At 67.7% G+C, this 24,214-nt stretch carries 15 protein-coding genes; 11 read left to right on the top strand and 4 right to left on the bottom strand.

Annotation, left to right across the window (positions count from 1 at the left end; translation table 11 throughout):
• Nucleotides 1-2: 2 nt before the first annotated feature.
• Genes recC through recD form a run of 3 tightly spaced genes read left to right on the top strand, consistent with a single transcriptional unit; the run spans nucleotide 3 to nucleotide 9,140 of the window.
• Entirely contained in the window at nucleotides 3-3,569 is a 3,567-nt protein-coding gene (gene recC / locus V6X73_RS06975; RefSeq protein WP_367959222.1) for an exodeoxyribonuclease V subunit gamma, read from the top strand.
• Nucleotides 3,566-7,186, top strand: coding sequence for an exodeoxyribonuclease V subunit beta (gene recB / locus V6X73_RS06970; protein ID WP_367959223.1), 3,621 nt, complete (start codon nucleotides 3,566-3,568; stop codon nucleotides 7,184-7,186). The genes recC and recB overlap by 4 nt, the downstream gene beginning before the upstream one ends.
• Complete coding sequence (recD, locus tag V6X73_RS06965) at nucleotides 7,179-9,140, top strand: exodeoxyribonuclease V subunit alpha (protein ID WP_367959224.1); 1,962 nt, start codon at nucleotides 7,179-7,181, stop codon at nucleotides 9,138-9,140. Before recB ends, recD begins: the two co-directional genes overlap by 8 nt.
• Here recD and V6X73_RS06960 read toward each other — a convergent pair.
• Nucleotides 9,115-9,918: a metal ABC transporter permease gene (locus V6X73_RS06960; protein ID WP_367959225.1), complete on the bottom strand. Its 804-nt coding sequence runs from the start codon at nucleotides 9,916-9,918 to the stop codon at nucleotides 9,115-9,117. The genes recD and V6X73_RS06960 overlap by 26 nt on opposite strands.
• Nucleotides 9,908-10,687, bottom strand: a complete 780-nt coding sequence (locus V6X73_RS06955) for a metal ABC transporter ATP-binding protein (protein ID WP_367959226.1) — start codon at nucleotides 10,685-10,687, stop codon at nucleotides 9,908-9,910. The genes V6X73_RS06960 and V6X73_RS06955 overlap by 11 nt, the downstream gene beginning before the upstream one ends.
• Nucleotides 10,688-10,761: 74 nt before the next feature.
• Between V6X73_RS06955 and V6X73_RS06950 the strand changes: the two genes are divergently transcribed.
• The 4 genes from V6X73_RS06950 to uvrD all read left to right on the top strand — a co-directional run bounded on the left by V6X73_RS06950 (nucleotide 10,762) and on the right by uvrD (nucleotide 15,802).
• Entirely contained in the window at nucleotides 10,762-11,844 is a 1,083-nt protein-coding gene (locus V6X73_RS06950) for a zinc ABC transporter substrate-binding protein (protein WP_367991081.1), read from the top strand.
• Between the two features lie 87 nt (nucleotides 11,845-11,931).
• The gene (locus tag V6X73_RS06945) at nucleotides 11,932-12,672 is read left to right on the top strand and encodes a ParA family protein (RefSeq protein WP_367959228.1); all 741 of its coding nucleotides are present in this window, start codon (nucleotides 11,932-11,934) and stop codon (nucleotides 12,670-12,672) included.
• 8 nt (nucleotides 12,673-12,680) lie between these two features.
• Nucleotides 12,681-13,613 carry a LysR substrate-binding domain-containing protein gene (locus V6X73_RS06940; RefSeq protein WP_367959229.1) on the top strand — a complete coding sequence of 311 codons (933 nt, stop codon included), beginning with the start codon at nucleotides 12,681-12,683 and terminating at the stop codon, nucleotides 13,611-13,613.
• Nucleotides 13,614-13,627: 14 nt separating this feature from the next.
• On the top strand, nucleotides 13,628-15,802 hold the full coding sequence (gene uvrD, locus V6X73_RS06935; RefSeq protein WP_367959230.1) for a DNA helicase II: 2,175 nt from the start codon (nucleotides 13,628-13,630) through the stop codon (nucleotides 15,800-15,802).
• Here the strand turns inward: uvrD and V6X73_RS06930 are convergent.
• On the bottom strand, nucleotides 15,799-16,518 hold the full coding sequence (locus V6X73_RS06930; RefSeq protein ID WP_367959231.1) for an LOG family protein: 720 nt from the start codon (nucleotides 16,516-16,518) through the stop codon (nucleotides 15,799-15,801). The two genes, uvrD and V6X73_RS06930, sit on opposite strands and share 4 nt — an antisense overlap.
• 116 nt (nucleotides 16,519-16,634) lie before the next feature.
• Here V6X73_RS06930 and polA point away from each other — a divergent pair, with 116 nt between their 5' ends.
• Entirely contained in the window at nucleotides 16,635-19,361 is a 2,727-nt protein-coding gene (gene polA / locus V6X73_RS06925) for a DNA polymerase I (RefSeq protein WP_367959232.1), read from the top strand.
• A 154-nt stretch (nucleotides 19,362-19,515) separates the two neighbouring features.
• On the opposite strand, the gene yihA is transcribed toward polA, so the two are convergent.
• Nucleotides 19,516-20,124 carry a ribosome biogenesis GTP-binding protein YihA/YsxC gene (yihA, locus tag V6X73_RS06920; RefSeq protein ID WP_367959234.1) on the bottom strand — a complete coding sequence of 203 codons (609 nt, stop codon included), beginning with the start codon at nucleotides 20,122-20,124 and terminating at the stop codon, nucleotides 19,516-19,518.
• A gap of 81 nt (nucleotides 20,125-20,205) precedes the next feature.
• Here yihA and V6X73_RS06915 point away from each other — a divergent pair, with 81 nt between their 5' ends.
• From V6X73_RS06915 to ccsB, 3 genes are all read left to right on the top strand, one after another.
• Nucleotides 20,206-20,844 carry a c-type cytochrome gene (locus V6X73_RS06915; protein ID WP_367959235.1) on the top strand — a complete coding sequence of 213 codons (639 nt, stop codon included), beginning with the start codon at nucleotides 20,206-20,208 and terminating at the stop codon, nucleotides 20,842-20,844.
• Nucleotides 20,845-20,952: 108 nt separating this feature from the next.
• Nucleotides 20,953-23,037, top strand: a complete 2,085-nt coding sequence (locus V6X73_RS06910; RefSeq protein WP_367959236.1) for a cytochrome c biogenesis protein ResB — start codon at nucleotides 20,953-20,955, stop codon at nucleotides 23,035-23,037.
• 10 nt (nucleotides 23,038-23,047) lie between these two features.
• On the top strand, nucleotides 23,048-24,214 hold the full coding sequence (ccsB, locus tag V6X73_RS06905) for a c-type cytochrome biogenesis protein CcsB (RefSeq protein WP_367959237.1): 1,167 nt from the start codon (nucleotides 23,048-23,050) through the stop codon (nucleotides 24,212-24,214).

The raw sequence follows: 24,214 nt of genomic DNA, 5'->3' as shown, positions 1-24,214 counted from the left end.
GTATGGACCACCACGCCAATGCGCTGACCGATCAACCCGGGTTCCACCCCGGTTTTCTGGTGATCCACGGCAACCGAGCCGAGGATCTGCGCGACCTAGTGGTGCGCTGGATGCAGCGCTACCCGCCGCCACCCCTTGGCCGGGACACCGTGATCACCCAGAGCAACGGCATGGCCCAGTGGCTGACCTTCTCGCTGGCCGGCCAGCCGGGATCGGCGGATGATCCGGCGGCGCTCTTTGGCGGTGGCCTGGGCATCTGTGCCGGGTTGGAGACGGTGCTCCCGGCGCGGTTTACCTGGTGGGCCTATCGTGCGGTGCTGGGCGCCGATGCCGTGCCCGAGGCCTCGCCGGTGGACAAGCCACGCCTTGTCTGGCGGTTGATGCGGGTGCTGCCCCAAACCCTCGACGACCCGGCCTTCGCCCCGCTCGCCCGGTTTCTGCGCGCCGACGAGGGCATGCGTCGGCGTCTGCAGCTCTGCCAGCGTCTCGCCGATCTCTATGACCAGTACCAGGTCTATCGCGCCGACTGGCTGGCCGCCTGGGCCGCCGGCGAGGATGTCTGGATGGATGCGCTGGGCGAGCCAAGGCCCCTCGGCGCCGATCGCTGGCAGGCCGCGCTGTGGCGGGCGGTGCTCGAGGATCTGCAGCAGGATGTCGACTGGGCCCGGGCGCCGATCGGCCACGGCCGGGCCGCCGCCCATGCGGCCTTTCTCGAGGCGGTGCGGGACTGGCCGGATGGGTCCCGGCCGGCGGGACTGCCAGCCCGGGTCTTTGTCTTCGGCCTCTCGTCCCTGCCCCGTCAGGCGCTCGAGGTGCTGGGGGCCATCGCCCGCTGGACCCAGGTCCTTTTGTGTGTCCACAACCCCTGCCAGTATTACTGGGCTGATATCATCGAGGATCGGGCGTTAATCCCCGGGGCAGCCGGCCGCCACCCGCGACGGCCCGCGGCGAGCCGCCCCCCGGATCCGGCCGATCTCCACCCCCACGGCCATCCGCTGCTGGCGGCCTGGGGTCGGCAGGGGCGGGATTTCATCGGCCTGCTCACCAACCAGGACCGGATCCGCTCGCGGGACGCGGATACCGCGGTGCTCGAAGCCATGGGCGAGCCGGCGGATATCTTCCGCGCCCCGGGCGGCGAGACGCTGCTCGAGCAGCTCCAGGATGACATCCTCTCGCTGCGCACCCTGCCAGAGACCCGCGCGCAATGGCCCGGCGTGGATCCGGCGCGGGACACCTCGATACGCTTTCACTCAACCCACAGCCCCCAGCGCGAGGTGGAGGTGCTGCATGACCGGCTGCTCGCGCTGATGGAGTCGGATGACGACCTCCACCCGGGCAACTGTCTGGTCATGGTCCCCGATATCGAGGCCTATGCACCGCATATCCAGGCGGTCTTTGGCCGCTATGGCCGGGATGACCCGCGCCACATCCCCTTTGACATCGCCGATCAGGGTCCGCGGCAGACCGACCCCATCGTCCAGGCCGTCGAGCAGCTGCTGCGGTTGAGCGAATCCCGTCTTGGCGTCAGCCAGGTGCTCGATTTGCTCGAGGTCCCGGCTTTGCGTCGGCGCTTCGGCATCGATGCCGCTGATCTGCCCCGGCTCCATCGCTGGCTCGAGGCGGTCAATGTCCGCTGGGGACTGGACAGCGCCCATCGCCAGGCCCTGGGCCTGCCCGCCGGCGACCACCCCCGCCACACCTGGGCCCACGGCTTGGAGCGCATGCTGCTTGGCTATGCCACCGGCGAGACCCGGGCGCCGTGGCAGGATATCGCCCCGTTTGCCGAGACCGGGGGGCTCGAGGCCGCGCTGGTGGGCCAGCTCGAGGGGCTTGTCCGGTGGCTCGGTGAGATCTGGGGACAACAACAAACCCCCCGCGACGCCGATGCGTGGGTGGCCTTATGGCAGGACTGGCTGGCGGCCTTGTTCGAGCCCGCGGACAGCGACGAGCAGGCCGCGCTGCTGGATCTTGAATCGGCGCTGCGGGACTGGCGTGACGAGATGGCCGCCGCGGGCTTTGACGAGCCCTTGCCGGCGAGTGTGGTGGCGGATTGCTGGACCGGGCAACTCGAGCAGGGAGGGGTATCGCAGCGTTTTCTGGCCGGCTCGGTGGCCTTCGCCACCCTGATGCCCATGCGCGCCGTGCCCTTTCGCTTGGTCGCCCTGCTGGGCATGAACGATGGCGACTATCCCCGGGCCCGTCCGGCGGCGGATTTCGATTTGATGGCCGCCGACTACCGGCCCGGCGATCGCTCGCGCCGCGAGGACGACCGCTATCTGTTTCTCGAGGCCCTGCTCTCGGCCCGGCGCTATTTCTACTGCTCGTGGGTGGGGCGCAGCGTCAATGACAACACGCCCCGGCCGGCCTCGGTGCTGGTCGGCCAGCTGCGGGATCATCTCGAAGCCGGCTGGCGGCTGGCCGAGGGCGCCGGCCCGCCGGATCAGTCACTGCTCGATGCCCTCACCCAGACCCATCCCCTGCAGCCTTTCTCGCGGCAGTACTTCGAGCCCGGCACCGCGACCTCGGGGGTGGATGGGCTTTATACCTTTGCCGGTGAGTGGCGCGACCCGGCGCAGGCCGGCGGGGCCGACCCCGGTTCGGCCTTTGCCCCACAGCCGCTGCCCGAACCGGCGCCGGTGGACGGCCTCGAGACCGTGGTTGACCTGGCCATGCTGCAGACCTTTTTGCGCGACCCCACCCGGGATTTTTTTCGCGACCGGCTGGGGGTGTCATTCAGTCAGCGGCTGGATGCCGCCGAGGACGAGGAAGCCCTGGCCCTGGACGGGCTGATGCGCTGGCGTGTCGGCCGGCAATTGATCGAGGCCCTCACCGCAACCCCCGACCCGGCCACCCAGCCGGTGGATCTGCAGCCCGCGCTGGAAGCGATGGCACGGGCCGGGGATATCCCCGGGGAGGGGCCCGGCGCCTGGCAGGCCCAGGCGCTTGTCGGCGACGTGGCCGCCATGGCCGAGCGCTATGCGGCGGTCTGCCGGCGTTGGCCAAGGGCGAGTGCGCCCGGCCGGGTCGAGCTTGATCTCGGCCTGCGGCTGATGGATACCCTGCCGGCGCTGCGGCATCCGGCGGATGACGACCACGCGGCGCTGATCGTTGGTTTTGAGCCCAGCGAGATGAAAAAAAACGGGCTTCGTTACGATCGGTTGGTGGCGCCGTGGCTGGTGCATCTGCTGGCCAACGCTGTGGTTGGCGAGGTGACCACCCGGGTGATCGGCCGCGACCAGGATGCGGTGATCGACCCGGTGGCCTGTGACACCGCGCGCCGGTGGCTGGCCCGGGTGGTGGCGCTCTGGCAGGAAGGCCGGTGCCGGCCCGTGGCGTTGCCCCCTCGCACGGCCCTCGCCCATGCCAAAAGCCCGACCACCACCGCCGCGCAGACCACCTATGAGGGTAACCGGCAGATGCACGGCGAGGTCGAGAAAAGCCCCTACGTGGCGCGACTCTACCCCGACTACGCCGCGCTTTTGGCCGACAGCGATTTTGCAGCGCTGGCCGAGGCCATCTATCGACCCCTGCTCGACGCCGCCCGGGTGGCGGACGAGGCGTCGCCATGAGCCAGGCGCTCGACCCGCTGACATTCCCCCTCGCGGGCAGCCAGCTGATCGAGGCGAGCGCCGGGACCGGCAAGACCACCGCCATCACCCGGCTCTACCTGCGACAGGTCCTTGGCCATGGCTGCCATCCATTGCTGCCGCCGCAGATCCTGGTGGTGACCTTCACCCACGCCGCCACCGAGGAGCTTCGGGATCGCATCCGCGCCCAGCTCACCGCCGCCGCCGGTTTTTTTGGCGACGACCCGTCGGCGGATGCCGATGCCGGCGATTTTCTTCAGCGCCTGCGCGATGCCTTCGACCCGGCGGAATGGCCCTATTGTGCCCGTCGCCTGACCCGGGCGGCCGAGTGGATGGACGAGGCGGCCATTTTTACCATCCACGGCTGGGCCCATCGCATGCTGCGCGAGCATGCCTTTGCCAGCGACAGTCTCTTCGAGCAGCACCTGGTCAGTGATCTGCGCCCCCGTCAGATGCAAGCGGTGCGGGATTACTGGCGTTGCCATCTGGCCTCGCTGGCGCCGGCGGAGGCGGCGGTGGTCATCGATTGGTGTGCCGACCCCGACGCGCTTTACCAATCCATCCGGCCGCTGCTTGGTGGCGGCGAGCGACCGGATACGCCCCTGCCGCCGGCCGCCGCGGTGGCCGCCGGCCGTCGCCGACGGGCGGCGTGGCTGGAAAGCCTCACCGCGCAACCCTGGGTGGCGTGGATCGCCGAATTCCGCGAGGCCTTTCGGGCCGCCGATGAGGCCAACCAGATCGATCGCCAATCGCTGAAACCGGCTAACGTCGAAGGCTGGCTGAAAAAGCTCGAGGCCTGGGCGACCGCGCCCGAGCCCTATCCCCTGGATCTGGGCAAGGGTTGGGAGCGCCTCACCGTCGAAGGCCTGGCCGGGGCCTGGCGGACCGGCGAGCCGCCCCGGACCCAGCTTATCCTGGCGCTGCCCGAGCTCAAGGCGGCCCTTGCCCGGCCACCGGACGATGGCCGCCTGGCGTTTTTCGCCCATGCCGGCGACTGGATACGGCAGCGATTCGAAGCCGACCGGCAGCGGGCCAACGAGCTTGGCTTCGATGATCTGCTCGGCGAGCTCGACGCCGGGCTCGCCGGTGAGGGGGGCGAGGCGCTTGCCGCGATGATCCGCGAGCGCTATCCCACGGTGCTTATCGACGAGTTCCAGGATACCGACCCGCTGCAGTACCGGCTCTTCGACCGGATCTACGATATCGCCGCCAACCGGCCCGAGACCGCCGTGGTGATGATCGGCGATCCCAAGCAGTCGATCTATGCCTTTCGGGGCGCCGACATCCACACCTATCTCAAGGCCCGGTCGGCCTGCGGCGAACGGCGCCATACCCTGCGCACCAACTACCGGGCGGTCACCGGCATGGTCGAGGCGGTCAACGCGCTGTTCGCCATCGCCGAGGAGCGGCCGGACGGGCCCGGCGCCTTTCGCTTTCGGCGCGGCGATGCCAATCCCCTGCCCTTCGAACCGGCCCTCGCCGCCGGTCGGGACGACGCGCTGATTGCTCCGTCCCCGGGACACGATGCGGGGCAACCGCCGGGCAGCGCCCCGGCGCTCACCCTCTGGACCCTGCCCGAGCCCGATGACGACAAAGCGCCCGCCAAGGGCCGCGACCGCGATGCCATGGCCGCCGCCTGTGCCAGTCACATCGTCCGGCTGCTCAACGCGGCTCAGGCCGGTGAGGCCGGCTTTGGCGACGATACCGGGTGGCAGCAGCCGTTGCGTCCCGAAGACATCGCCGTGCTGGTGAATAGCCGCAACGAGGCCGCGCTGATCCGCCAGGCCATGCGCGAGCGGGGGCTTCGCAGTGTCTATCTCTCGGACAAGGACTCGGTCTATGCCACGCCCCAGGCTGCCGAGATGGCCCTTTGCCTGCGGGCGGTCGCCGAGCCCGATGATCCGGTGGCGCTTCGTTCGGCGCTCGCCACTCGCAGCCTGGGCTGGACGGCGGCGGAGCTTGACGCCCTCAACTACGACGAATCGGCCCTCGAGGCGATGATCGAGCATCTGCGGCGGTTGCGCCGGGTCTGGCGGCGACAGGGGGTGCTGCCCATGGTCCATGACCTGCTCCATGGCTTTAAGGTGCCGGCGCGGCTGCTTGCGGACCCGCTCGCCGGCGAGCGGGCGCTGACCGATTGGTTGCATATCGCCGAGCTGTTGCAGCAGGCCGGTCGCGGGCTGGATGGCGAACATGCCCTTTTGCGCCACCTGCTCGAGGCCATCGAGGCCGCCGATGATCAGGCGGCCGGGGATGCCCATCAGATGCGGCTCGAGAGCGATGCCCACCTGGTGCGGGTGGTGACGGTGCATAAATCCAAGGGCCTGCAGTATCCGGTGGTGTTTCTGCCCTTTGCCACCGAAGGGCCCCAGTCGGGAACAGGCGATGCCATTGTTCGTTGGCACGATGACGAAGGGCGGGTACGCGTGAGCGGTCACAACGATGCCGAGGCCGGGCCGGACGCGGCCGAAGCGGCCCTGGCCGAGGCCGTGCGCAAGCTGTATGTGGCCTTGACCCGGGCGGAATACGCGGCGTTTGTCGGCATCTGCCCGCGCAAGACCCTGCCCGACAGTGCCCTTGCCAGCCTGCTGGGCGACCGCCCCGATGATGTTCAGCCCACCACAGGCCACTGGGTGATCGCGCCCGCCCCCGACACCCGGGCCGAGCGCTATCAGGGCCCGGCCGAGACGCCGGCCACCCAGCCGGGGCGGCGCTACACCGGCACGCCCCGGGTGGACTGGTGGATCGCCAGCTACTCCGCCCTGCGCGATCGCCGCGCAGCGATGACCACCGCCGCCCGCACCGAGACCCTGCTGGCCGACGAGTCCACGCCCCACCGCTCGGCCGGTGCCGCGACGGCCGCCGAGATCACGATCTGCCACCGTCTGCCCCGCGGCGCGGCCACGGGCAGTTTTCTTCATGACTGCCTGGAATGGGCCACCCGGCAGGGGCTGCGGCGGCTTCGCGACGATGCCTCGCCGCTGGCCCGCCGGGTCGAGCAGGGCGCGCAGCTGCGCGGCTGGCAGGATCATGCATCCGCGATCAGCGACTGGCTGTGGCGGGTGATCGCCACCCCCTTGCCCCTCAACGATGACGTCGGGGCCATCGCCCTTTGTGAGACCGCCGCCCAGGTGGCGGAGCTCGAGTTCTATCTGGGCGCCAGCAACGGCGCCATCGAGCGACTCGATACGCAGATCACCGCTGCCACCCTGGGGGGTGCCGCCCGCCCACCGCTCGCCCCCGGCAAGCTCAACGGCCTGCTCAAGGGCTTTATCGATCTGGTGTTCGTCCATCAGGGCCGGTATTACGTGCTGGATTACAAATCCACCTGGCTGGGCCCGGATGATCAGGCCTATACGCCGGCCACCATCCAGGCCGAGCTGCTCAGCCGTCGCTATGACCTGCAGTCCACGCTTTATCTACTGGCCCTGCACCGGCTGTTGCGGGTGCGCCTGCCGGACTACGACCCCGATCACCACCTGGGCGGTGCCATCTCGCTTTTTCTGCGGGGGATCGATGCCCCCGGGGCCGGGGTGCACGTCGAGCGCCCCGACCCGGCAGTGATCGACAGCCTGGACCGGGAGCTCGGCCATGACTGAACCGCGGGACATTCTCAACGTCCTCCAGGCCTGGCGGGATGCCGGATGGATCCGATCGGTGGACCTGGCGCTTGCCCGGTTTATCCACGGCCAACGCGCCGGCGTAGACGAGGCGTTGTTGCTGGCCGCCGCCCTGGCCAGCCATCAACTCGGCCGCGGCCATGTCTGCCTGGATCTGCCCGCGGCCCTGGCCGATCCGGGCTCGGTGCTCTCGCTCCCGCCCCAGGACCGGGCGGGCACCACCGCCGAGGCGGATATCCCGGCGCCGGCCACGGTGCTTGGTGGACTGGATCTCGCCGGTTGGCAGCGCGCCCTGGATGATCCGGCGGTGGTCGGCGACGGGCCGGGCAGCACCCCGCTGGTCCGGGTGGGCCATCGGCTCTACCTGCGCCGGTACTGGCAGTACGAACAGCAGGTGATCGACGGGCTCACCGATCGGCTGCGCGATCCGGCAACACCGTCGCCGGCGCCGTTGCGGCCGCGCATCGACGCGCTTTTTGCCGAGACCGCGGGTGCCGGGGGCACCGACTGGCAACGCATCGCCTGCGCCCTGGCCGCCCGGGGGCGGTTGGCGGTGATCACCGGCGGGCCGGGGACGGGCAAGACCACCACGGTGTTAAAGCTTTTGGTGCTGCTGCAGGCCACCGCCCATGCCCAGGGCGAGCCCGCCCCGCGCATGGGGTTGGCCGCGCCCACGGGCAAGGCCGCCGCCCGGCTGGACGAATCCATCCGCGGCCGGCTCGAGGCGCTGCCGCTGGCCGAGGTCAGCGATGACCCCGGCGTGATCCAGGCCGGTATCCCCAGCCGGGTCCAAACCCTGCATCGATTGTTGGGCTTGACCGCCGGTGGCGGCCGGCCCCGTTATCATCCCGACCGGCCCCTGCCGCTGGATGTGCTGGTGGTCGATGAGGCCTCGATGGTGGATCTGCGCATGATGGCCGCGCTGCTCGCCGCATTGCCGGCGTCGGCTCGGCTGGTGCTGCTGGGTGATCGGGATCAACTCGCCTCAGTAGAGGCCGGGGCGGTGCTCGGCGAGCTCTGCGCCCGGGCCGAGGCCGGCCACTACAACGATGCGACCTGTCAGTGGCTAGCGCTTGCCACCGGCGAGGCGCTCCCCGCCGAGCAGCTCGACCCCCGGGGCGAGCCGCTGGATCAGGCGGTGGTCATGCTGCGGGACAGTCATCGGTTTGCCGGCGACAGCGATGTTGGCCGGCTGGCCCGGGCCATCAATGACGGCCGGGCGGACGCGCTGGATGGCGTCGCCGGGGGTGAGGGCGGCATCGACACCCGCTATCCGGAAACCCCGGATACCGCGGCCCTGCGCGAGCCGGTGGTCGCCGGTTATCGGACCTATCTCGAGCAGGCGGCCGCCGCCCCGCCCACGGCGGCCGAGCGTGACCGATGGGCGGGCCGGGTATTGGCCGAACACCGGCGGTTTCAGGTGCTCGCCGCGGTGCGCCACGGGCCCTGGGGCGTGCTGGGGCTCAATGAGCAGATCGAGGCCTGGCTGATGCGCGCCGGGCTGATCCCTGCCGGATCGGTCTGGTACCCGGGCCGGCCGGTGATGATGACCCGCAACGACTATGCCCTGGGACTGATGAATGGTGATGTGGGCGTCACCCTGAGCGTCGATGGACGCCCCCGGGTGGCCTTCCCGCCGGCGGCCGGGGGGGCGACGGTCCGCTGGGTCAGCCCGCTGCGGCTTGGCAGTGCCGAGACCGTCTATGCCATGACCGTGCATAAATCCCAGGGCTCGGAGTTTGACGCCGTGGCCCTGGTCCTGCCGCCGGGCGACAGCCCGCTTTTAACCCGGGAGCTGCTCTACACCGGGGTAACCCGGGCCCGTCAGCGGGTCACGCTGGTGCTCCCCGGCGGGCGGCGGGGCTTTGATGCCGCGGTCCGCCGCCGCATACGCCGGGCCACCGGGCTTAGTGCAGGGCTCTGGCGCGAGTGAGCCGCGCCAGCGAGGTGATCAGCAAAAACGCCACCGTGGCGACGCAGACAATGGTCGGGCCGGTGGGGGTATCCAGCTCCCACGACCCCCAAAGCCCCAACAGGACCGATCCCACACCCACCACCGCCGCGCCGCCGGCCATGGCCTCCGGGGTGGTGCTAAAGGCCCGGGCGGTGGCGGCGGGGATGATCAGCAACGCGGCGATCAGCAACACCCCGACCACCTTGATGGCCACCGCCACCACCACGGCCAGGGCCACGGTCAGATACAGGCTCTCGCGCCGGGGGGTGCCGCCCTCGGCATAGGCCAGATCCTCGCTGACCGTGGCCAGCAGCAGCGGTTGCCAACGCCAGGCCATGAGCGCGAGCACCAGCAGCGAGCCGCTCCAGATCACCGCCAGATCGCCCCGGCCCACCGCCAGGATATCCCCGAATAGATAGGCCATCAGATCGATGCGCACATCGGTGAGAAACGACACCGCCACCAGCCCGAAGGCCAGCGACGAGTGCGCCATCACCCCCAGCAGGGTGTCCATCGCATAGCCCCGGCCGCTGGTCAGGGTGACCAGAATGGCCATGAGCAAAGCCACCGCCAGCACGCCGGCAAAAACCGAGATCGACAGCGCCAGCGAGATCGCCACACCCAGGACCGCGGCATGGGCCGTGGCGGCGCCAAAAAAGGCCATCCGGCGCCAGACCACAAAACAGCCAAGCGGTGCCGCCGCCAGGACCACGCCCAGCCCGGCCAGGGCCGCGCGCGCCATAAAATCATCCAGCATCCCGCACCTCGTCGTCATGATCGTGGGGGTGCTGGTGGGGATCGTGGCGAAAGATGGCGAGTGCGGTCTCGTCGTCGGTGCCAAAGAGCGCGCGGTATTCCGGCGCGGCGGTCACCGCCTCGGGCCGGCCCTGGCAGCAGATGTGGTGGTTGATGCAGATCACCCGGTCGGCGGCCCGCATCACCACGTGCAGATCGTGGCTGACCATGAGGATGCCGCAGCCAATCTCATCACGGATGACTTCGAGCTGTCGGTAGAAATCGGCGGTGCCCGTTTGATCGAGCCCCTGCGAGGCCTCATCGAGCATCAAAAGATCCGGCTCGTCCATCAGCGCCCGGGCCATCAATGCGCGCTGGAATTGCCCGCCCGAGAGCTGGGTCATGGCGATGTCTCCCTGTTGCGGGATGCCCGCCCGAGCCAGGGCCTTGTCGACCTGCGCGCGGGGGTGGCGACCGGGCAGGTTGAGAAACCGCCGCACACTAAGCGGCAGCGTCGGGTCGATGTGCAGTCGCTGGGGGACATAGCCGATGCGCAGCCCCGCCGCCTTGCGCACCTGCCCCCGGTCAGGATCAATGGCGCCGATGAGGGCGCGCAGCAGCGTCGATTTGCCCGAGCCATTGGGCCCCACCACGGTGACGATTTCACCGGGGTTCAGGGCGAGGTCGATATGCTCGAGCACCGAGCGACCGCCAAACCCCACGCAGAGGTCGGTGGCTTCGATCAGCGCGGTGGGTGAGTGGGTCGGGTGCATGGCGGCGCCGGTATCCATCTGTGAGAGCCCGTGGACGATAACGCAATCGGTAGTGTTATAGTATAACATAACGTTTTCGGCAGGAGGTCATGATGTCAACCATCAACCGATCACCCCGAGCATTGATCAGCCGGCTTATGGGCGCTGCAACCGCCCTTATGCTGGTGATGGGCCTGTCGGCGCAGGCCGCGCCACAGGTCGCCACGGATATCACCCCCGTTCACTCGCTGGTCAGCCAGGTGATGGACGGCGTCGGCGAGCCCGCGCTCGTCATCCAGCGGGGCGCCTCACCCCACAGCTACTCGCTGCGCCCCTCCGAGGCCGCGGCGCTGGAGGATGCCGAGATCGTTTTCTGGATCGGGCCGGCGCTCACCCCCTGGCTTGCCAACGGACTCGGCAACCTGGCCGGCGACGCCCGGCAGGTTGGGTTGCTGGCCGCCTCGGTGACCGATCAGCGGATGTTCCGTGAAGATGGCCACGATCACGCGGATGCCCACGATCACGACGCCCACGACCACGAAGCGCATGAGCCCGAGGGAGACGAAGCCCACGATCATGACTCGCACGACCATGAGACTCATGACTCGCACGGACACGAAGCGCACGATCACGATGATCACTCGGATGCACACGCCCATGATCACGATCATGCCCACGACGGGGTCGACCCCCATGCCTGGCTGGATCCAGGCAATGCCCGGGCCTGGCTGGGCCTAATCGCTGATACCCTCGCTGACGCCGATCCGGCCAACGCGGCGGTCTACCAGCGAAACGCCCGCGCGGCCCAGTCCCGGTTAACGGAACTTACCGCGACGATCGACCAGCAGTTGGCGCCGGTCCGCGACACGCCCTACATCGTTTTCCACGACGCCTATCAGTATTTCGAGGCGCGCTTCGGGTTAAACCACGCCGGCGCCATTGCGCTGAGTGATGCCAGCGACCCCAGCCCCGCGCGCATCGCCCGGGTGCGCGACGCCGTCGCCGAGGCTGACGTGCGATGTGTGTTCGCCGAGCCCCAGTTCAATCCCGGACTGGTGGCCAGCGTGGTTGACGGCACCGATGCGGACACCGGGGTACTCGACCCGCTTGGCAGCGACATCCCAAGCGGTGCGTCGTTCTACCCGACGCTGTTGCGTGATCTCGCCGACCGCATGATGGATTGCCTCGGCAATTAACGATTGCGGCTCGCGGATTGGCGAAGCCGCCAAAAGACCCGGTCAGCGCGCTAGACTATCGGCTTTTCAAGTCGGCGTGGCCGGGTCATGCATATCGTTGCCCTGCACAATCTAAAAGGCGGCGTCGGTAAAACCGCCGCGGCGGTCAATCTGGCCGACCAGGCGGCTCGTGGTGGGTTGCCGACGCTGCTATGGGATCTCGATCCGCAGGCTGCTGCGACCTGGTGTCTGAACGCCCGCCCGGGGCTTGGGCGGGCACCCAAGAAGCTGTTCCGCCGCAACGCGCCGATTGGCAAAGAGCGTCAGCGCACCCGCTGGCCCTATCTGGATCTGTTACCCGCCGACGAGTCGCTGCGTCATCTCGATGCGCTGATCGAAAAGGGCAAGGATGGCGGGCGGCTTTTGCACGGGCTGCTCGAGCCCTTCTCCGAGAGTTATGGCTTGTTGCTCCTGGACTGCCCGCCGAGTTTTTCGCGACTGGCCGAAGCGGTCGTCCGGGCCGCCGACCGGGTCCTTTGCCCGTTGATCCCCGCCCCGTTATCGCTCAATGCCTGGCGGCAGATGGAGGGGCATTTTGACCGGAGGCGCTACGGGCGTGACAAACTGCGGGCGTTTTTAACCATGGTCGACCGACGGCGCCGGCTCCATCGTGACTGGGTGGCGGCCAGGCCCACCTCGTTGCGCCGGTGCTACGAGACATGGATTCCCTACTCGACGGAGGTAGAGAAGATGAGTCTACGACGTGAGCCGCTCATGGCATTCGCACCGCGTTCGCCGGCGAGTGTGGCCTATGCGCGGTTGTGGTCCGAACTCGCACGGGAGCTCTAAGCGGCATCATGATTCAGGTGAACTTCCGTGACCTGCGCTATCTGGTGGCGGTGGCCGATCACCAGCACTTCGGCCGCGCCGCCGCGGCCTGCTATGTCAGCCAGCCGACGCTCAGCACCCAGATCAAAAAGCTCGAGGACTACCTCGAAGTCCAGCTGGTCGAGCGCACCAGCAAGAAGGTGCTGGTCACCCCCATCGGCCGGGTGGTCACCGAGCGGGCCCGGCAGATCCTCGCCGAGGTGGACGATCTGGTGCATGTGGCCCGGGCCGCCGGTGATCCGATGAGCGGTGAGCTGCGCCTGGGGATCATCCCCACCCTGGGGCCCTACCTCATCCCGCATCTCTTCCCGGTGCTGCGCGAGCGCTACCCCAAGCTGCGGGTGCTGCTGCATGAAGAGCGCACCAGTGGACTCACCCAGCGGCTGCAGGAGGGCACCCTGGATGCCGCCATCATGGGCGCCCCGGTACCTGATGAAGGCCTGATCGCCCAGTCGCTTTTCCGTGAGCCTTTCGAGGTGGCCATGCCGGCGGACCACCCCCTGGCCCGGCAGCGCAAAATCCGGCGAGCCGATCTGGACGCCGCGCCCATGCTGTTGCTCGAGGAAGGCCATTGCATGCGCGATCAGGCACTGGATTTCTGCTCACGGGTGGGCGCTCAGCAGCAACAGGATTTTCGCGCCACCAGCCTGGAGACCCTGCGGCAGATGGTCGCCTCGGGCGCCGGGGTGACGCTGTTGCCGGCGCTGGCGGTGGACCCGCCGGGCACCGCCACCGAGGGGTTGGTGGTACGACGCTTCGCCGGCGAGCCACCGGTCCGTGAGCTTGCCATCTACCGCCGCCGGGGCTGTGCCCGCGAGCCGGTGATCAACGCCCTCGCCGACCTCATTCGCGAGCTGCCGCCGGTGCGTGATCTGCCCGACACCCTGCCCCGGGCCGGTTGATATACTCGCCGCCCATGGATGTCTCTGATCTCATCGACCCGCTCAACACCGCCCAGCGCGAGGCGGTCTCCGCCCCGCTCGGCCACGCCCTGGTACTGGCCGGCGCCGGCAGTGGCAAAACCCGGGTGCTCACCCACCGGGCCGCCTGGCTGGTCCGGGTAGAGGGTGCCACCCCGTACAACCTGCTGGCGGTGACCTTTACCAACAAGGCCGCCAGCGAGATGCGCGGTCGCATCGAGTCACTGCTGGGGGTCTCCGGCTCAGGCATGTGGGTGGGGACCTTTCACGGGCTCAGCCACCGGCTGTTGCGGCTTCACTGGCACGAGGCCGGTCTGCCCCAGGGCTTTCAGATCCTCGACAGCGAGGATCAGCGCCGGCTGGTCAAACGGGTCATGCGCGATCTCGAGGTGGATGAAAACCGCTGGCCGGTCCGCCAGGTCCAGGGCTTTATCAATGCCCGCAAGGATGCCGGCGAACGGCCCGAGGACCTGGACCTGGATGATCCCTACAGCGGCCAGATGGGCCGGGTCTATCAGGCCTACGAATCCGCCTGCCGCAGCGCCGGGGTGGTGGATTTTGCCGAGCTGATGCTGCGCACCGTCGAGATGCTGCAAAACCACCTCGAGCTGCTCGGCCACTACCGTCGGCGGTTCCGCCACGTCCTGGTGGACGAGTTCCAGGACACCAATGGCATTCAGTATCAGTGGCTCAAGCTGCTCGCCGGCCCCGAGGCCGATGTCTTTATCGTCGGCGACGACGATCAGTCCATCTATGGCTGGCGGGGCGCCCGGGTGGAGAACCTGCAGCGCTTTCGCAACGACTACAGCAACACCCAGGTCATGCGGCTGGAGCAGAACTACCGCTCCACCGCCACCATCCTCGAGGCGGCCAACACGCTGATCGCCCAAAACAGCGACCGGTTGGGCAAAAAGCTCTGGACCGAGGGCGAGCGGGGCGAGCCCATCGCCCTTTATGCGGCGTTCAACGAACAGGACGAGGCCCGCTTTGTGGTCGAACGGCTGATGCGCCAGGTCGAAGAGGACAACCTGCGCCGCAGCGACATCGCCATCCTCTACCGCAGCAATGCCCAGTCGCGGACTTTTGAAGAGGCGTTGCTGGCCCGTCGTATCCCGTATCGGGTCTATGGTGGGCTGCGCTTTTTTGAGCGCGCCGAGATCAAGGACGCGCTCGCCTACCTGCGGTTGCTTGCCAACCGGGATGACAGCGCCGCGCTGGAGCGGGTCATCAATACCCCCACCCGGGGCATCGGCAATCGCACCCTCGAGGCCATCCGCCTGACCGCCCGCGAGCAGGCGGTCAGCCTCTGGGTGGCCGCCCGGGGGTTGATGGAAAACCGCGGCAGCCTCTCGGCCCGGGCGGTCAATGCCCTGGGCGCCTTTGTCGGGCTGATCGACCGGCTGGCCGCCGAGACCGCCGAGATGACCCTGCCCGATCGCATCGAAACCGTGCTCGAGCGAACCGGTCTGCGCGCCCATGTGGCCAAGGACCGCTCCGAACGTTCCCAGGACCGGCTGGAGAACCTGGATGAGCTCATCACCGCCGCTCGCAGCTTTGAGCAGGACGGTGAAATCGAGGAGGGCATGGACACCCTCACCGCCTTTCTGGCCCACGCCGCACTCGAGGCCGGCGAGGGTCAGGCCGACGCCTGGGAGGACTGCGTCCAGCTGATGACGTTGCACTCGGCCAAGGGCCTGGAGTTTCCGGTGGTCTTTCTGGTGGGCGTCGAGGAAGGGCTTTTCCCCCATCGCATGTCCGTCGAGGAGCCCGGCCGGCTCGAGGAGGAACGGCGGCTTGCCTATGTGGGCATCACCCGAGCCCGGCGCCAGCTGGTCATCACCTACGCCGAGCGTCGCCGGCTACACGGCCGGGATGACTTTGGCATCGCCTCGCGCTTTATCCGCGAGCTGCCCGCCGAGCTGGTGGACGAGGTCCGGGCCCGGTTCTCGGTGACCGGCCCGGGCGCGGCCGGCGCTGGCGATGGCCTGGGGGCCGGCGCGGTGGCCGAGGCAGCGTTCGGCCTGGGCGAGCGGGTCCAGCACAGCCGTTTTGGCCAGGGGGTGGTGCTCGATTGTGAGGGCAACGGCCCCAATGCCCGCATCCAGGTCAACTTCGATGATGTCGGCGCCAAGTGGCTGGTGGCTGCCTACGCCAACCTCGAGCGGCTCTAGAGATCGAGCTGGCGCTCGCGCTCTTCCTGCGAAGGCTCGATCCCCCGGCCGCGGTAATGATCGAGCACCGCTTCGAGGACCGCCTCGGGCCGGTCCACCAGGCAGAGCAAATCCAGATCCGTGCGGTCGATGCTGCCCTCGGCCACCAGGCTTTGCGCCATCCAGTCCAATAGCCCCTGCCAGTAGGACTGGGTGACCAGGATCACCGGGATGCGGCGGCTCTTGCCGGTCTGGATCAGGGTGAGGATCTCGCCGAGCTCATCCAGCGTGCCAAAGCCGCCGGGGTAGACCACATAGGCCGAGGCGTATTTCACGAACATCACCTTGCGGGCAAAAAAATGCCGGAAATACAGCCGGATGTCCTGATAGGCGTTGGGGATCTGCTCGCGGGGCAGCTGGATGTTGAGCCCCACGCTGGTCGCCCCGCCCTGCTGGGCTCCCTTGTTGGCGGCCTCCATGATGCCCGGCCCGCCACCGCTGACGATGGCAAACCCGGCCTCGGCCAGCCGCCGGGCGGTGTCCTGGGCGCTTTCATACCAGGGATGATCCGCGGCCACCCGTGACGAGCCAAAGAAGCTCACCGTCGGCCCCAGCGCCGCCAGCCGCTCCGAGCCTTCGACAAACTCGGCCATGATCTGAAAGATCCGCCAGGACTCGCCCTTGAGCAGGCCACCGTCCGGGTCGGGGTTGGATGGATGTCCGGGTTCGACGCTCATTGCTGCGCTCCTCACACCTGTCAGACCCCATGATCGCATGGGCGTTGCCGGCGATGGGCAACCCACCTGAGCCGCTTGCGCGGTTATCATGCCGATACAGTCAGCAGGAGGCGCTCATGGTTGATCCCGACAAACGGTTATTGCTGGTGGATGGCTCGTCCTATCTCTACCGGGCCTACCACGCGCTGCCACCGCTGACCAACCCCGCCGGTGAGCCCACCGGCGCCATTTATGGTGTCATCAGCATGCTCCGGCGGCTGATCCAGGACTACCAGCCGGTGCACATGGGGGTGGTCTTCGACGCCCCGGGCAAGACCTTTCGCGATGAGCTTTTCGCCGAATACAAGGCCAACCGCCCGTCCATGCCCGAGGATCTGGCCTGCCAGATCGCGCCGCTCAAATCGGTGGTCCAGGCCATGGGGCTGCCGCTGATCGAGGTCGGTGGCGTCGAGGCGGACGATGTCATCGGCACCCTGGCGGTGCACGGTCGCGAGGCCGGCCTCAGTCTGCTGATCTCGACCGGCGACAAGGACATGGCGCAGCTGGTCAACGGCGATGTCACCCTGCTCAACACCATGTCCAACACGGTGCTCGACCACGATGGGGTGGTCGAGAAATTCGGCATCCCGCCGGGGTGCATCATCGATTATCTGGCCCTGGTGGGGGATAGCGTCGACAACATCCCCGGTGTGCCCAAGGTGGGGCCCAAGACCGCGGTCAAATGGCTCAACCAGTATGGTTCGCTGGCGGGCATTCGCGAGCACGCCGAGGAGATTGGCGGCAAGGTGGGCGAAAACCTGCGCGCCCATCTCGACGAGCTGGCCCTCTCGCAGCAACTGGCCACCATCCACTGCGATGTCGACCTGCCCCTGGCGCCGCTGGATATCCGCCTGGGCGAACCCGATCGCGAGGCCCTGGTGGGGTGGTTCAAGTCGCTGGGGTTCAACACCTGGCTGCGCGAACTCGCAGGCGATGACGCCGGCGACCCGCCCGGCCAGCCGGCCGTGGACCGGTACAACAGCGACTGCCCCGATGCCGATTATGTCGGCATCCAGGATCAGGCAAGCCTCAATGACTGGCTGGCGCGCCTGGCAGAGGCCGAGTGCTTTGCCCTTGACCTTGAGACGGACAGCCTCGAGTACATGAAAGCCCGCATCGTGGGGGTGTCGTTTGCCGTGAAAGCCGGCGAGGCCGCCTACCTGCCGCTTGCCCATACCGGCCCTGACCAGCCCGAGCAGCTCGACCGCGATGCCACCCTCGAGCGGCTCCGGCCGCTGCTCGAGGACCCGGACCGGCCCAAGCTGGGGCAGAACCTCAAATACGACATGAGCGTTCTGGCCAACCACGGCATCACCCTGCGGGGCGTGGTCCACGACACCATGCTCGAGTCCTATTGCCTGGACGCCGCCGCCTCGCGGCACGACATGGACACCCTGGCCGGTCAGTATCTCAACTACCAGCCCATCGCCTACGAGGCGGTGGCCGGCAAGGGCGCCAAGCAGATCACCTTCGACCAGGTGGCGCTGGACCAGGCGGTGGACTATGCCGCCGAGGATGCGGACATCACCCTGCGGCTGCACCAGGCCATCTGGCCGCAGCTCGCCGACCTCGAAGGCCCACGATCGGTGTACGAAGACATCGAGATCCCTTTGCTGCCGGTGCTCTCGCGCATCGAGCGGACCGGAGTGCGGGTGGATGCCGATCGGCTGCGCCAGCAAAGCCAGGAGCTGGCCGAGACCATGCAGCGCCTCGAGGGCGAGGCTCACGAAGCCGCCGGCGGGGCGTTCAACCTGGGCTCGCCCAAGCAGATCCAGGAGATCCTCTATGAGCGCCAGGGCCTGCCGGTGCTCGCCAAAACCCCCAAGGGTGCGCCATCCACCGCCGAGTCGGTGCTCGAAGAGCTCGCCGCCCAGGGCCACGAGTTGCCCCGGCTGATCCTTGACTATCGCGGGGTCTCCAAGCTGCGCTCGACCTATACCGAAAAACTGCCCCAGCTCATCAACACCGAAACGGGCCGGGTGCATACCTCGTATCACCAGGCGGTGGCGGCCACCGGGCGGCTTTCCTCATCCGACCCCAATCTGCAGAACATCCCCGTGCGCTCGGCCGAGGGCCGGCGTATCCGGCGTGCCTTCGTCCCGGCCGCCGGCCACGTGCTGATGGCCGCCGACTACTCCCAGGTCGAGCTTCGGATCATGGCCCATCTCTCGGGGGATGCCGGGCTGCTCAAGGCCTTCGAGCAGGGCGAGGACATCCATGCCGCCACCGCCGCCGAGGTCTTCGGCGGTGAGCCCGGCCAGGTCGGCGACGAGCAGCGCCGGGCGGCCAAGGCCATCAACTTCGGGCTGATCTACGGCATGTCCGCCTGGGGACTGGCCCGGCAGCTGGGCATCGAGCGCGGCGAGGCCCAGACCTATGTGGATCGCTACTTCGAGCGCTACCCCGGGGTGCGGGATTTTATGGACCGAATCCGCGCCCAGGCCCGCGAGCAGGGCTATGTCGAGACGGTCTACGGTCGGCGGCTCTATCTGCCCGAGATCTACAGCCGCAACAACCAGCGCCGTCAGTACGCCGAGCGCACGGCCATCAACGCCCCCATGCAGGGCACCGCGGCGGATATCATCAAACGCGCCATGATTGCCGTGGACGCATGGATTGAGTCCGAGGCGAGCGATGTGGCGCTGGTCATGCAGGTCCATGACGAGCTGGTACTCGAGGTCCCGGCCGATCGGGCCGAGGCGGTCGGCGAGCGCATCCGCGAGTTCATGACCCACGCCGCCGAGCTGGATGTGCCGCTGGAGGTGGATATCGGCGTGGGCGAAAACTGGGACGCCGCCCACTGAACTCATCGCCACCGGCTGCTGTCATTACAGTTGCGCCAGTGCCCGGCGCGGCCCGCTACTCCCTCCCTTGCTAGCGGGCCACTCGGGGCCGGTTCTGCCCCCAAGGCCGGCCCCAAGGTCCCCGGGGCCCACTCCCCATGGGCTCCGGGGTTTTTTATGCCCGATCATCGGCCAAAAGCCACTCGTCCAGACGGGCCCGGGCCTCGTCCACGCCCTGCCGGGTCGTCGCCGAGAAAAGCTGCACCGTCGCACCGGGACAAAGGCGCGCCGCTGCCGGGGCGATGCGCGCGGCGGTGTTGCCCGCCGGGCCGCGGCGGAGTTTGTCGGCCTTGCTCAAAAGGATATGCACCGCCAGCCCGGCGGCTTCGCACCAGGCGAGCATCTGCTCGTCCAGCGGGTTGAGGGCGTGGCGGATATCGCTGATCAGGATCAGCCCGCGCAGGCTTTGGCGGCATTCCAGATAGGCGGGCAGGGCCTGCTGCCAGTGCTCGCGGACCGCTGGTGGTGCCTTGGCATAGCCGTAGCCCGGCAGATCGATCAGCCGGTGGGTCGCATCCAGCGGAAAGACATTGATCTGCTGGGTACGGCCCGGGGTCTTGCTGACCCGGGCCAGCTGCTTTTGATCGGTAATGGCATTCAGTGCACTGGATTTGCCGGCATTGGAGCGCCCGGCGAAGGCCACCTCGGCCCCGGTGTCCGCCGGCAGCTGTTGCCTGTCCGGTGCAGAGAGCGAGAAAGCGGCCTGACGGTAGTCCAGCGACACGGCAAAATCCCCGATTCAAATTGACCCCTCGAGGGGTCGTTGGTATAAATCCGACGATTGTACTCGAGAGTTGTGCCGACCATGACCAAACATCTGATCCCCGCGCTGTTCGCCTTTCTGCTGCTGACCCCGGTGGCCTGGGCGCAACTGGACAATGCCGATCCCAAGCGCGGCGAGAACGCAGCGGCGGCCTGCGCGGCCTGTCATGGCCAGCAGGGCAACAGCATGTCGCCGGAATGGCCGAACCTGGCCGGGCAGCATGCCGATTACATCTTCGAGCAACTCAAGTACTACAAATCCGGTGAGCGGGCCAACGCCATCATGCTGGGCCAGGCCGCTGGCCTGGACGAGCAGACCATGGCCGATCTGGCGGTGTATTACGAAGGCCTCGAGGCCGAGATCGGCGAGACCCCCGAAGAGCTGCTGGCCACCGGGCGGAGCATCTACATGGGCGGGATCGCCGAAAAGGGTGTACCGGCCTGTGTCAGCTGCCACGGGCCGGCCGGCATGGGTTTGCCCAGCAGCGGGTATCCGCGCCTCAGTGGCCAGAAAACCCAGTACACCATGGATCAGCTCATGCTCTACCGCTCGGGTGAGCGTTCCGGTTACGGCCAGGCCTCGGTGATGAACGGCATCGCCGCCAATCTCACCGATGACGAGATCCAGGCCGTCTCCGCCTATGTCCGTGGCCTGTATCCTGCGGAGATGGCCGCCGAATAACCGTTGGCCGCCCGGTTGATCCCGGGCAAGAATTATCGCCTCGGTTTGTGGTCTATTTAATCGATCAGTCACGTTGGTCACGCCCAGCCTTTAACCACATCGAGCGCCATGGTCCAGACAGCCGCCACCCTATCTCAGACGGAATCCCCGGCGCGCCGCCAGACGCGCCGCGGGCTGGCGGGGGTGTGGCTGGAGTTTCTCGGCTCGATGAACCTGGCCATCACCCTGTTGGTGGTGGTGAGCATCGCCTCGGTCATCGGCACGGTGTTGCCGCAGAACCAGGCCTATACCGAGTACCTGATCCAGTTCGGGCCGTTCTGGTTCGAGGTCTTCCGGCTGCTCAACCTCTACGATGTCTACTCCGCCTGGTGGTTTCTGGCCATCATGGGCTTTCTGGTGCTCTCCACCGGGGTGTGCATCTCGCGGCACATCCCCTCGGTGTGGCGCGAGATCACCCGCTACCGCACCCACGTGCGTGAACAATCCCTCATGGCGCTTTCGCAAAAGCGCCGCTGGCGTCTTGCCGAGGGCCCGGATGACGCCGAGAACGTCGCCGCTGCCGCACTCCAGGGGCATGGCTTTCGCACCCGCACCGAGCGGCGTGGCGATGCGGTGATCGTCGCCGGCATGAAAGGTGCTGCCACCCGCATGGGGTATGTGCTCACCCATGTGGCGGTGGTGGTGATCGCCCTGGGGGCGCTTGCCGATGGCAACATCGGGCTTAAGATCCGCGAGATGACCGGCAACCTCGCCGTCGAGACCCGGGATCTGCCCCTCTCGCAGGTGCCGGGGGACAGCTGGCTGCCGGTGGGCAGCGGCTCGTTCCGCGGCAATGTCACCATCCCCGAGCAGAGCAACAGCGGCGTGGTCTTTTTGCAGCTGCGCGATGGCTATGTGGTCCAGGAACTGCCCTTTGAGATTGTCGTCGAGGATTTCCGCATCGACCACTACCCCAACGGCATGCCGCGGTCCTACGAAAGCGATCTGGTGTTGCACGACCCGGCCCTGGATGAACCCATCCGGCAGACCATTTCGGTTAACCACCCGCTCACCCACCGGGGGCATACCATCTATCAGGCCAGCTTTACCGACGGCGGCACCCAGCTTGATCTCACCGGCCATATCCTGGATGGCTCGGGCCAGACGCTGCCCATCGACGGCCGGGTCTTCGAAGACATGCGGCTGCAGCTCGGCGGTGTTGAGCGGGTACTCGAGATCAATGACTTTCAGTTATTCAACGTCAACCGCGATCCGCGCTCGGTCGAGCGCACCGGGGCGCGGGATGAGTTTGTCAACGTCGGCCCGTCGTTCAACTACAGCCTGCGCGACGAAGCCGGCCAGGCCCGCGATTTCCACACCTACATGGCCCCGGTGGAAGTCGAGGAGCGCTGGTACTACCTCCACGGCATGCGCACCGACGCCAGCCAGCCCTTCCGCTATCTGCATATCCCCGCCGATGAGAACGCCTCGATGGATACCTTCATGGCCTTCCATCAGGCCCTCCACCAGCGCGACCGGGTCCGCCGGGCCGGACAGCGGGCGGCGGATGCGGTGCTCGCCCAGATGGGGGTGGCCAACCCGGATCTGGCAAGCCGCGTGGCGGGGACCACCGATGACATGGTCGCCACCCTGGTCGAGGCCGGCCTGGGGGCGGTCAACGCCCGGCTCGAAGCGCGCCTCGCCGATGCTTCGCGACCCGAGATGCTGCGGCAGTTCTCGCAGGCGGTGCTGCAGCGAACGCTCTTCGAGCTCTATCGCGAATCGCTCGCGACCCGCCGCGGTGTGAGCCCGGATCAGCTACAGATCGGTGCCGACGAACAGGCGTTTTTCGAGGATGCGGTGAATGCGGTCTCGGGCGTGGCCGATTACGGCGCGCCCATCATCTTTGAGATCGATCATTTCAACCACCGCCAGGCCACCGGGCTTCAGATCACCAAGGCACCGGGCAAGAACGTGGTCTACGCCGGCTCGGCGATGCTGGTGGCGGGGCTTTTCATGCTCTTCTACGTCTCGCAGCGCCGGGTCTGGGCCATGGTCCGGCCCGGTGAGGGGGGCGGCAGCGAGCTCATCATGGCCGGGGTCAACCAGCGAAGCCCCGAGGCCTTCGAGCAGGAATTCGAGACCATCGCCAACGCGGTGGACGGACAGATCGGCCGGCCCGAGGCGGGATCGGCCCGAACCGAGGATCAGTGAGGGATCAGGCATGGTGGCTTCCCGTGAAGAGATGATTCGGCAGATGCGGCAGCCCTCGCTCTGGCAGCGGCTGGGCGTGCTGGACTGGGCCTGGGCGGCGCTGGTGGTGGCCGCCACCGCCGGCACCTACATTGTCCTGGGCGATGTCATGAATGGCTACGAGGTGGTGATCACCGCCTTTACCGCCGCCACCATGATCGGCCTCGGGTGGCACTGGCCGGCCTCGCGGGGCTACATGATCGCCGTGTGTGGCCTGAGCCTTTTTGCCATCAGTCGTTATCCCGACCTGGCCGCCGCCGAGGCGGATTTCTTTTTGAAATACCTGCTCTCCAGCCAGTCGGCGATCATGTGGATGAGCGCGCTTTTCCCGGCAGCGACCCTGGCCTACGGGGCGGCGCTTTTCACCGGCAACGACTTCATGGGCCGGCTGGGCAGTCGCTTTACCTGGCTGGCCGCCGGCGCCGGGTTGATCGGGCTGCTGGTGCGCTGGCACGAGACCCATCTCTATGAAGGCGGCATCGGCTATATCCCGGTGAGCAACCTCTACGAGGTGTTCGTGCTCTTCGGGGTGATCACCGCGCTGATCTACCTCTACTACGAAAGCGCCTACCGCGCCCGGACCATGGGCTTTTTTGTCTCGCTGGTGATCGCCGCGTCGGTGGGCTTTTTGCTGTGGTACCACTTCGACCGCCAGGCCTATCAGATCGAGCCCCTGGTCCCGGCGCTGCAGAGTTACTGGATGAAAATCCACGTGCCCACCAACTTCATCGGCTATGGCTGCTTTGCCATCGCCGCCATGCTGGGGGTGGCCTATCTCATCCGCGCCCGGGTGGCCGATGACAGTCCGTGGGCGGCGCGGTTGCCAACGCTCAAGCAGATCGATGATGTCAGCTACCGGGCCATCGCCCTGGGGTTTGCCTTTTTCACCGTCGCCACCATCCTGGGCGCGCTGTGGGCCGCCGAGGCCTGGGGCGCCTACTGGTCGTGGGACCCCAAAGAGACCTGGGCGCTCATTGTGTGGCTGAACTACGCCGGCTGGCTGCATATGCGCTTTACCAAGGGACTGCGCGGCAAGCCCATGGCCTGGTGGGCCATCATCGGCCTTTTCGTCACCACCTTCGCCTTTTTGGGGGTCAACATGTTCCTCTCGGGACTCCACTCCTATGGCGAGCTCTAG

This window comes from Spiribacter pallidus (assembly GCF_040838495.1).
GTDB lineage: Bacteria > Pseudomonadota > Gammaproteobacteria > Nitrococcales > Nitrococcaceae > Spiribacter > Spiribacter pallidus.
The sequence above is the reverse complement of the archived record's forward strand: the minus strand, read 5'-3'. Positions and strand labels throughout refer to the sequence as shown.

Excerpts from the sequence above, each read along its gene's own strand:
- recC (WP_367959222.1), top strand. The coding sequence starts at position 3 with ATGGACCACCACGCCAATGCGCTGACCGATCAACCCGGGTTCCACCCC.
- recB (WP_367959223.1), top strand. The coding sequence starts at position 3,566 with ATGAGCCAGGCGCTCGACCCGCTGACATTCCCCCTCGCGGGCAGCCAG.
- recD (WP_367959224.1), top strand. The coding sequence starts at position 7,179 with ATGACTGAACCGCGGGACATTCTCAACGTCCTCCAGGCCTGGCGGGAT.
- V6X73_RS06960 (WP_367959225.1), bottom strand. The coding sequence starts at position 9,918 with ATGCTGGATGATTTTATGGCGCGCGCGGCCCTGGCCGGGCTGGGCGTG.
- V6X73_RS06955 (WP_367959226.1), bottom strand. The coding sequence starts at position 10,687 with ATGGATACCGGCGCCGCCATGCACCCGACCCACTCACCCACCGCGCTG.
- V6X73_RS06950 (WP_367991081.1), top strand. The coding sequence starts at position 10,762 with ATGTCAACCATCAACCGATCACCCCGAGCATTGATCAGCCGGCTTATG.
- V6X73_RS06945 (WP_367959228.1), top strand. The coding sequence starts at position 11,932 with ATGCATATCGTTGCCCTGCACAATCTAAAAGGCGGCGTCGGTAAAACC.
- V6X73_RS06940 (WP_367959229.1), top strand. The coding sequence starts at position 12,681 with ATGATTCAGGTGAACTTCCGTGACCTGCGCTATCTGGTGGCGGTGGCC.
- uvrD (WP_367959230.1), top strand. The coding sequence starts at position 13,628 with ATGGATGTCTCTGATCTCATCGACCCGCTCAACACCGCCCAGCGCGAG.
- V6X73_RS06930 (WP_367959231.1), bottom strand. The coding sequence starts at position 16,518 with ATGAGCGTCGAACCCGGACATCCATCCAACCCCGACCCGGACGGTGGC.
- polA (WP_367959232.1), top strand. The coding sequence starts at position 16,635 with ATGGTTGATCCCGACAAACGGTTATTGCTGGTGGATGGCTCGTCCTAT.
- V6X73_RS06915 (WP_367959235.1), top strand. The coding sequence starts at position 20,206 with ATGACCAAACATCTGATCCCCGCGCTGTTCGCCTTTCTGCTGCTGACC.
- V6X73_RS06910 (WP_367959236.1), top strand. The coding sequence starts at position 20,953 with ATGGTCCAGACAGCCGCCACCCTATCTCAGACGGAATCCCCGGCGCGC.
- ccsB (WP_367959237.1), top strand. The coding sequence starts at position 23,048 with ATGGTGGCTTCCCGTGAAGAGATGATTCGGCAGATGCGGCAGCCCTCG.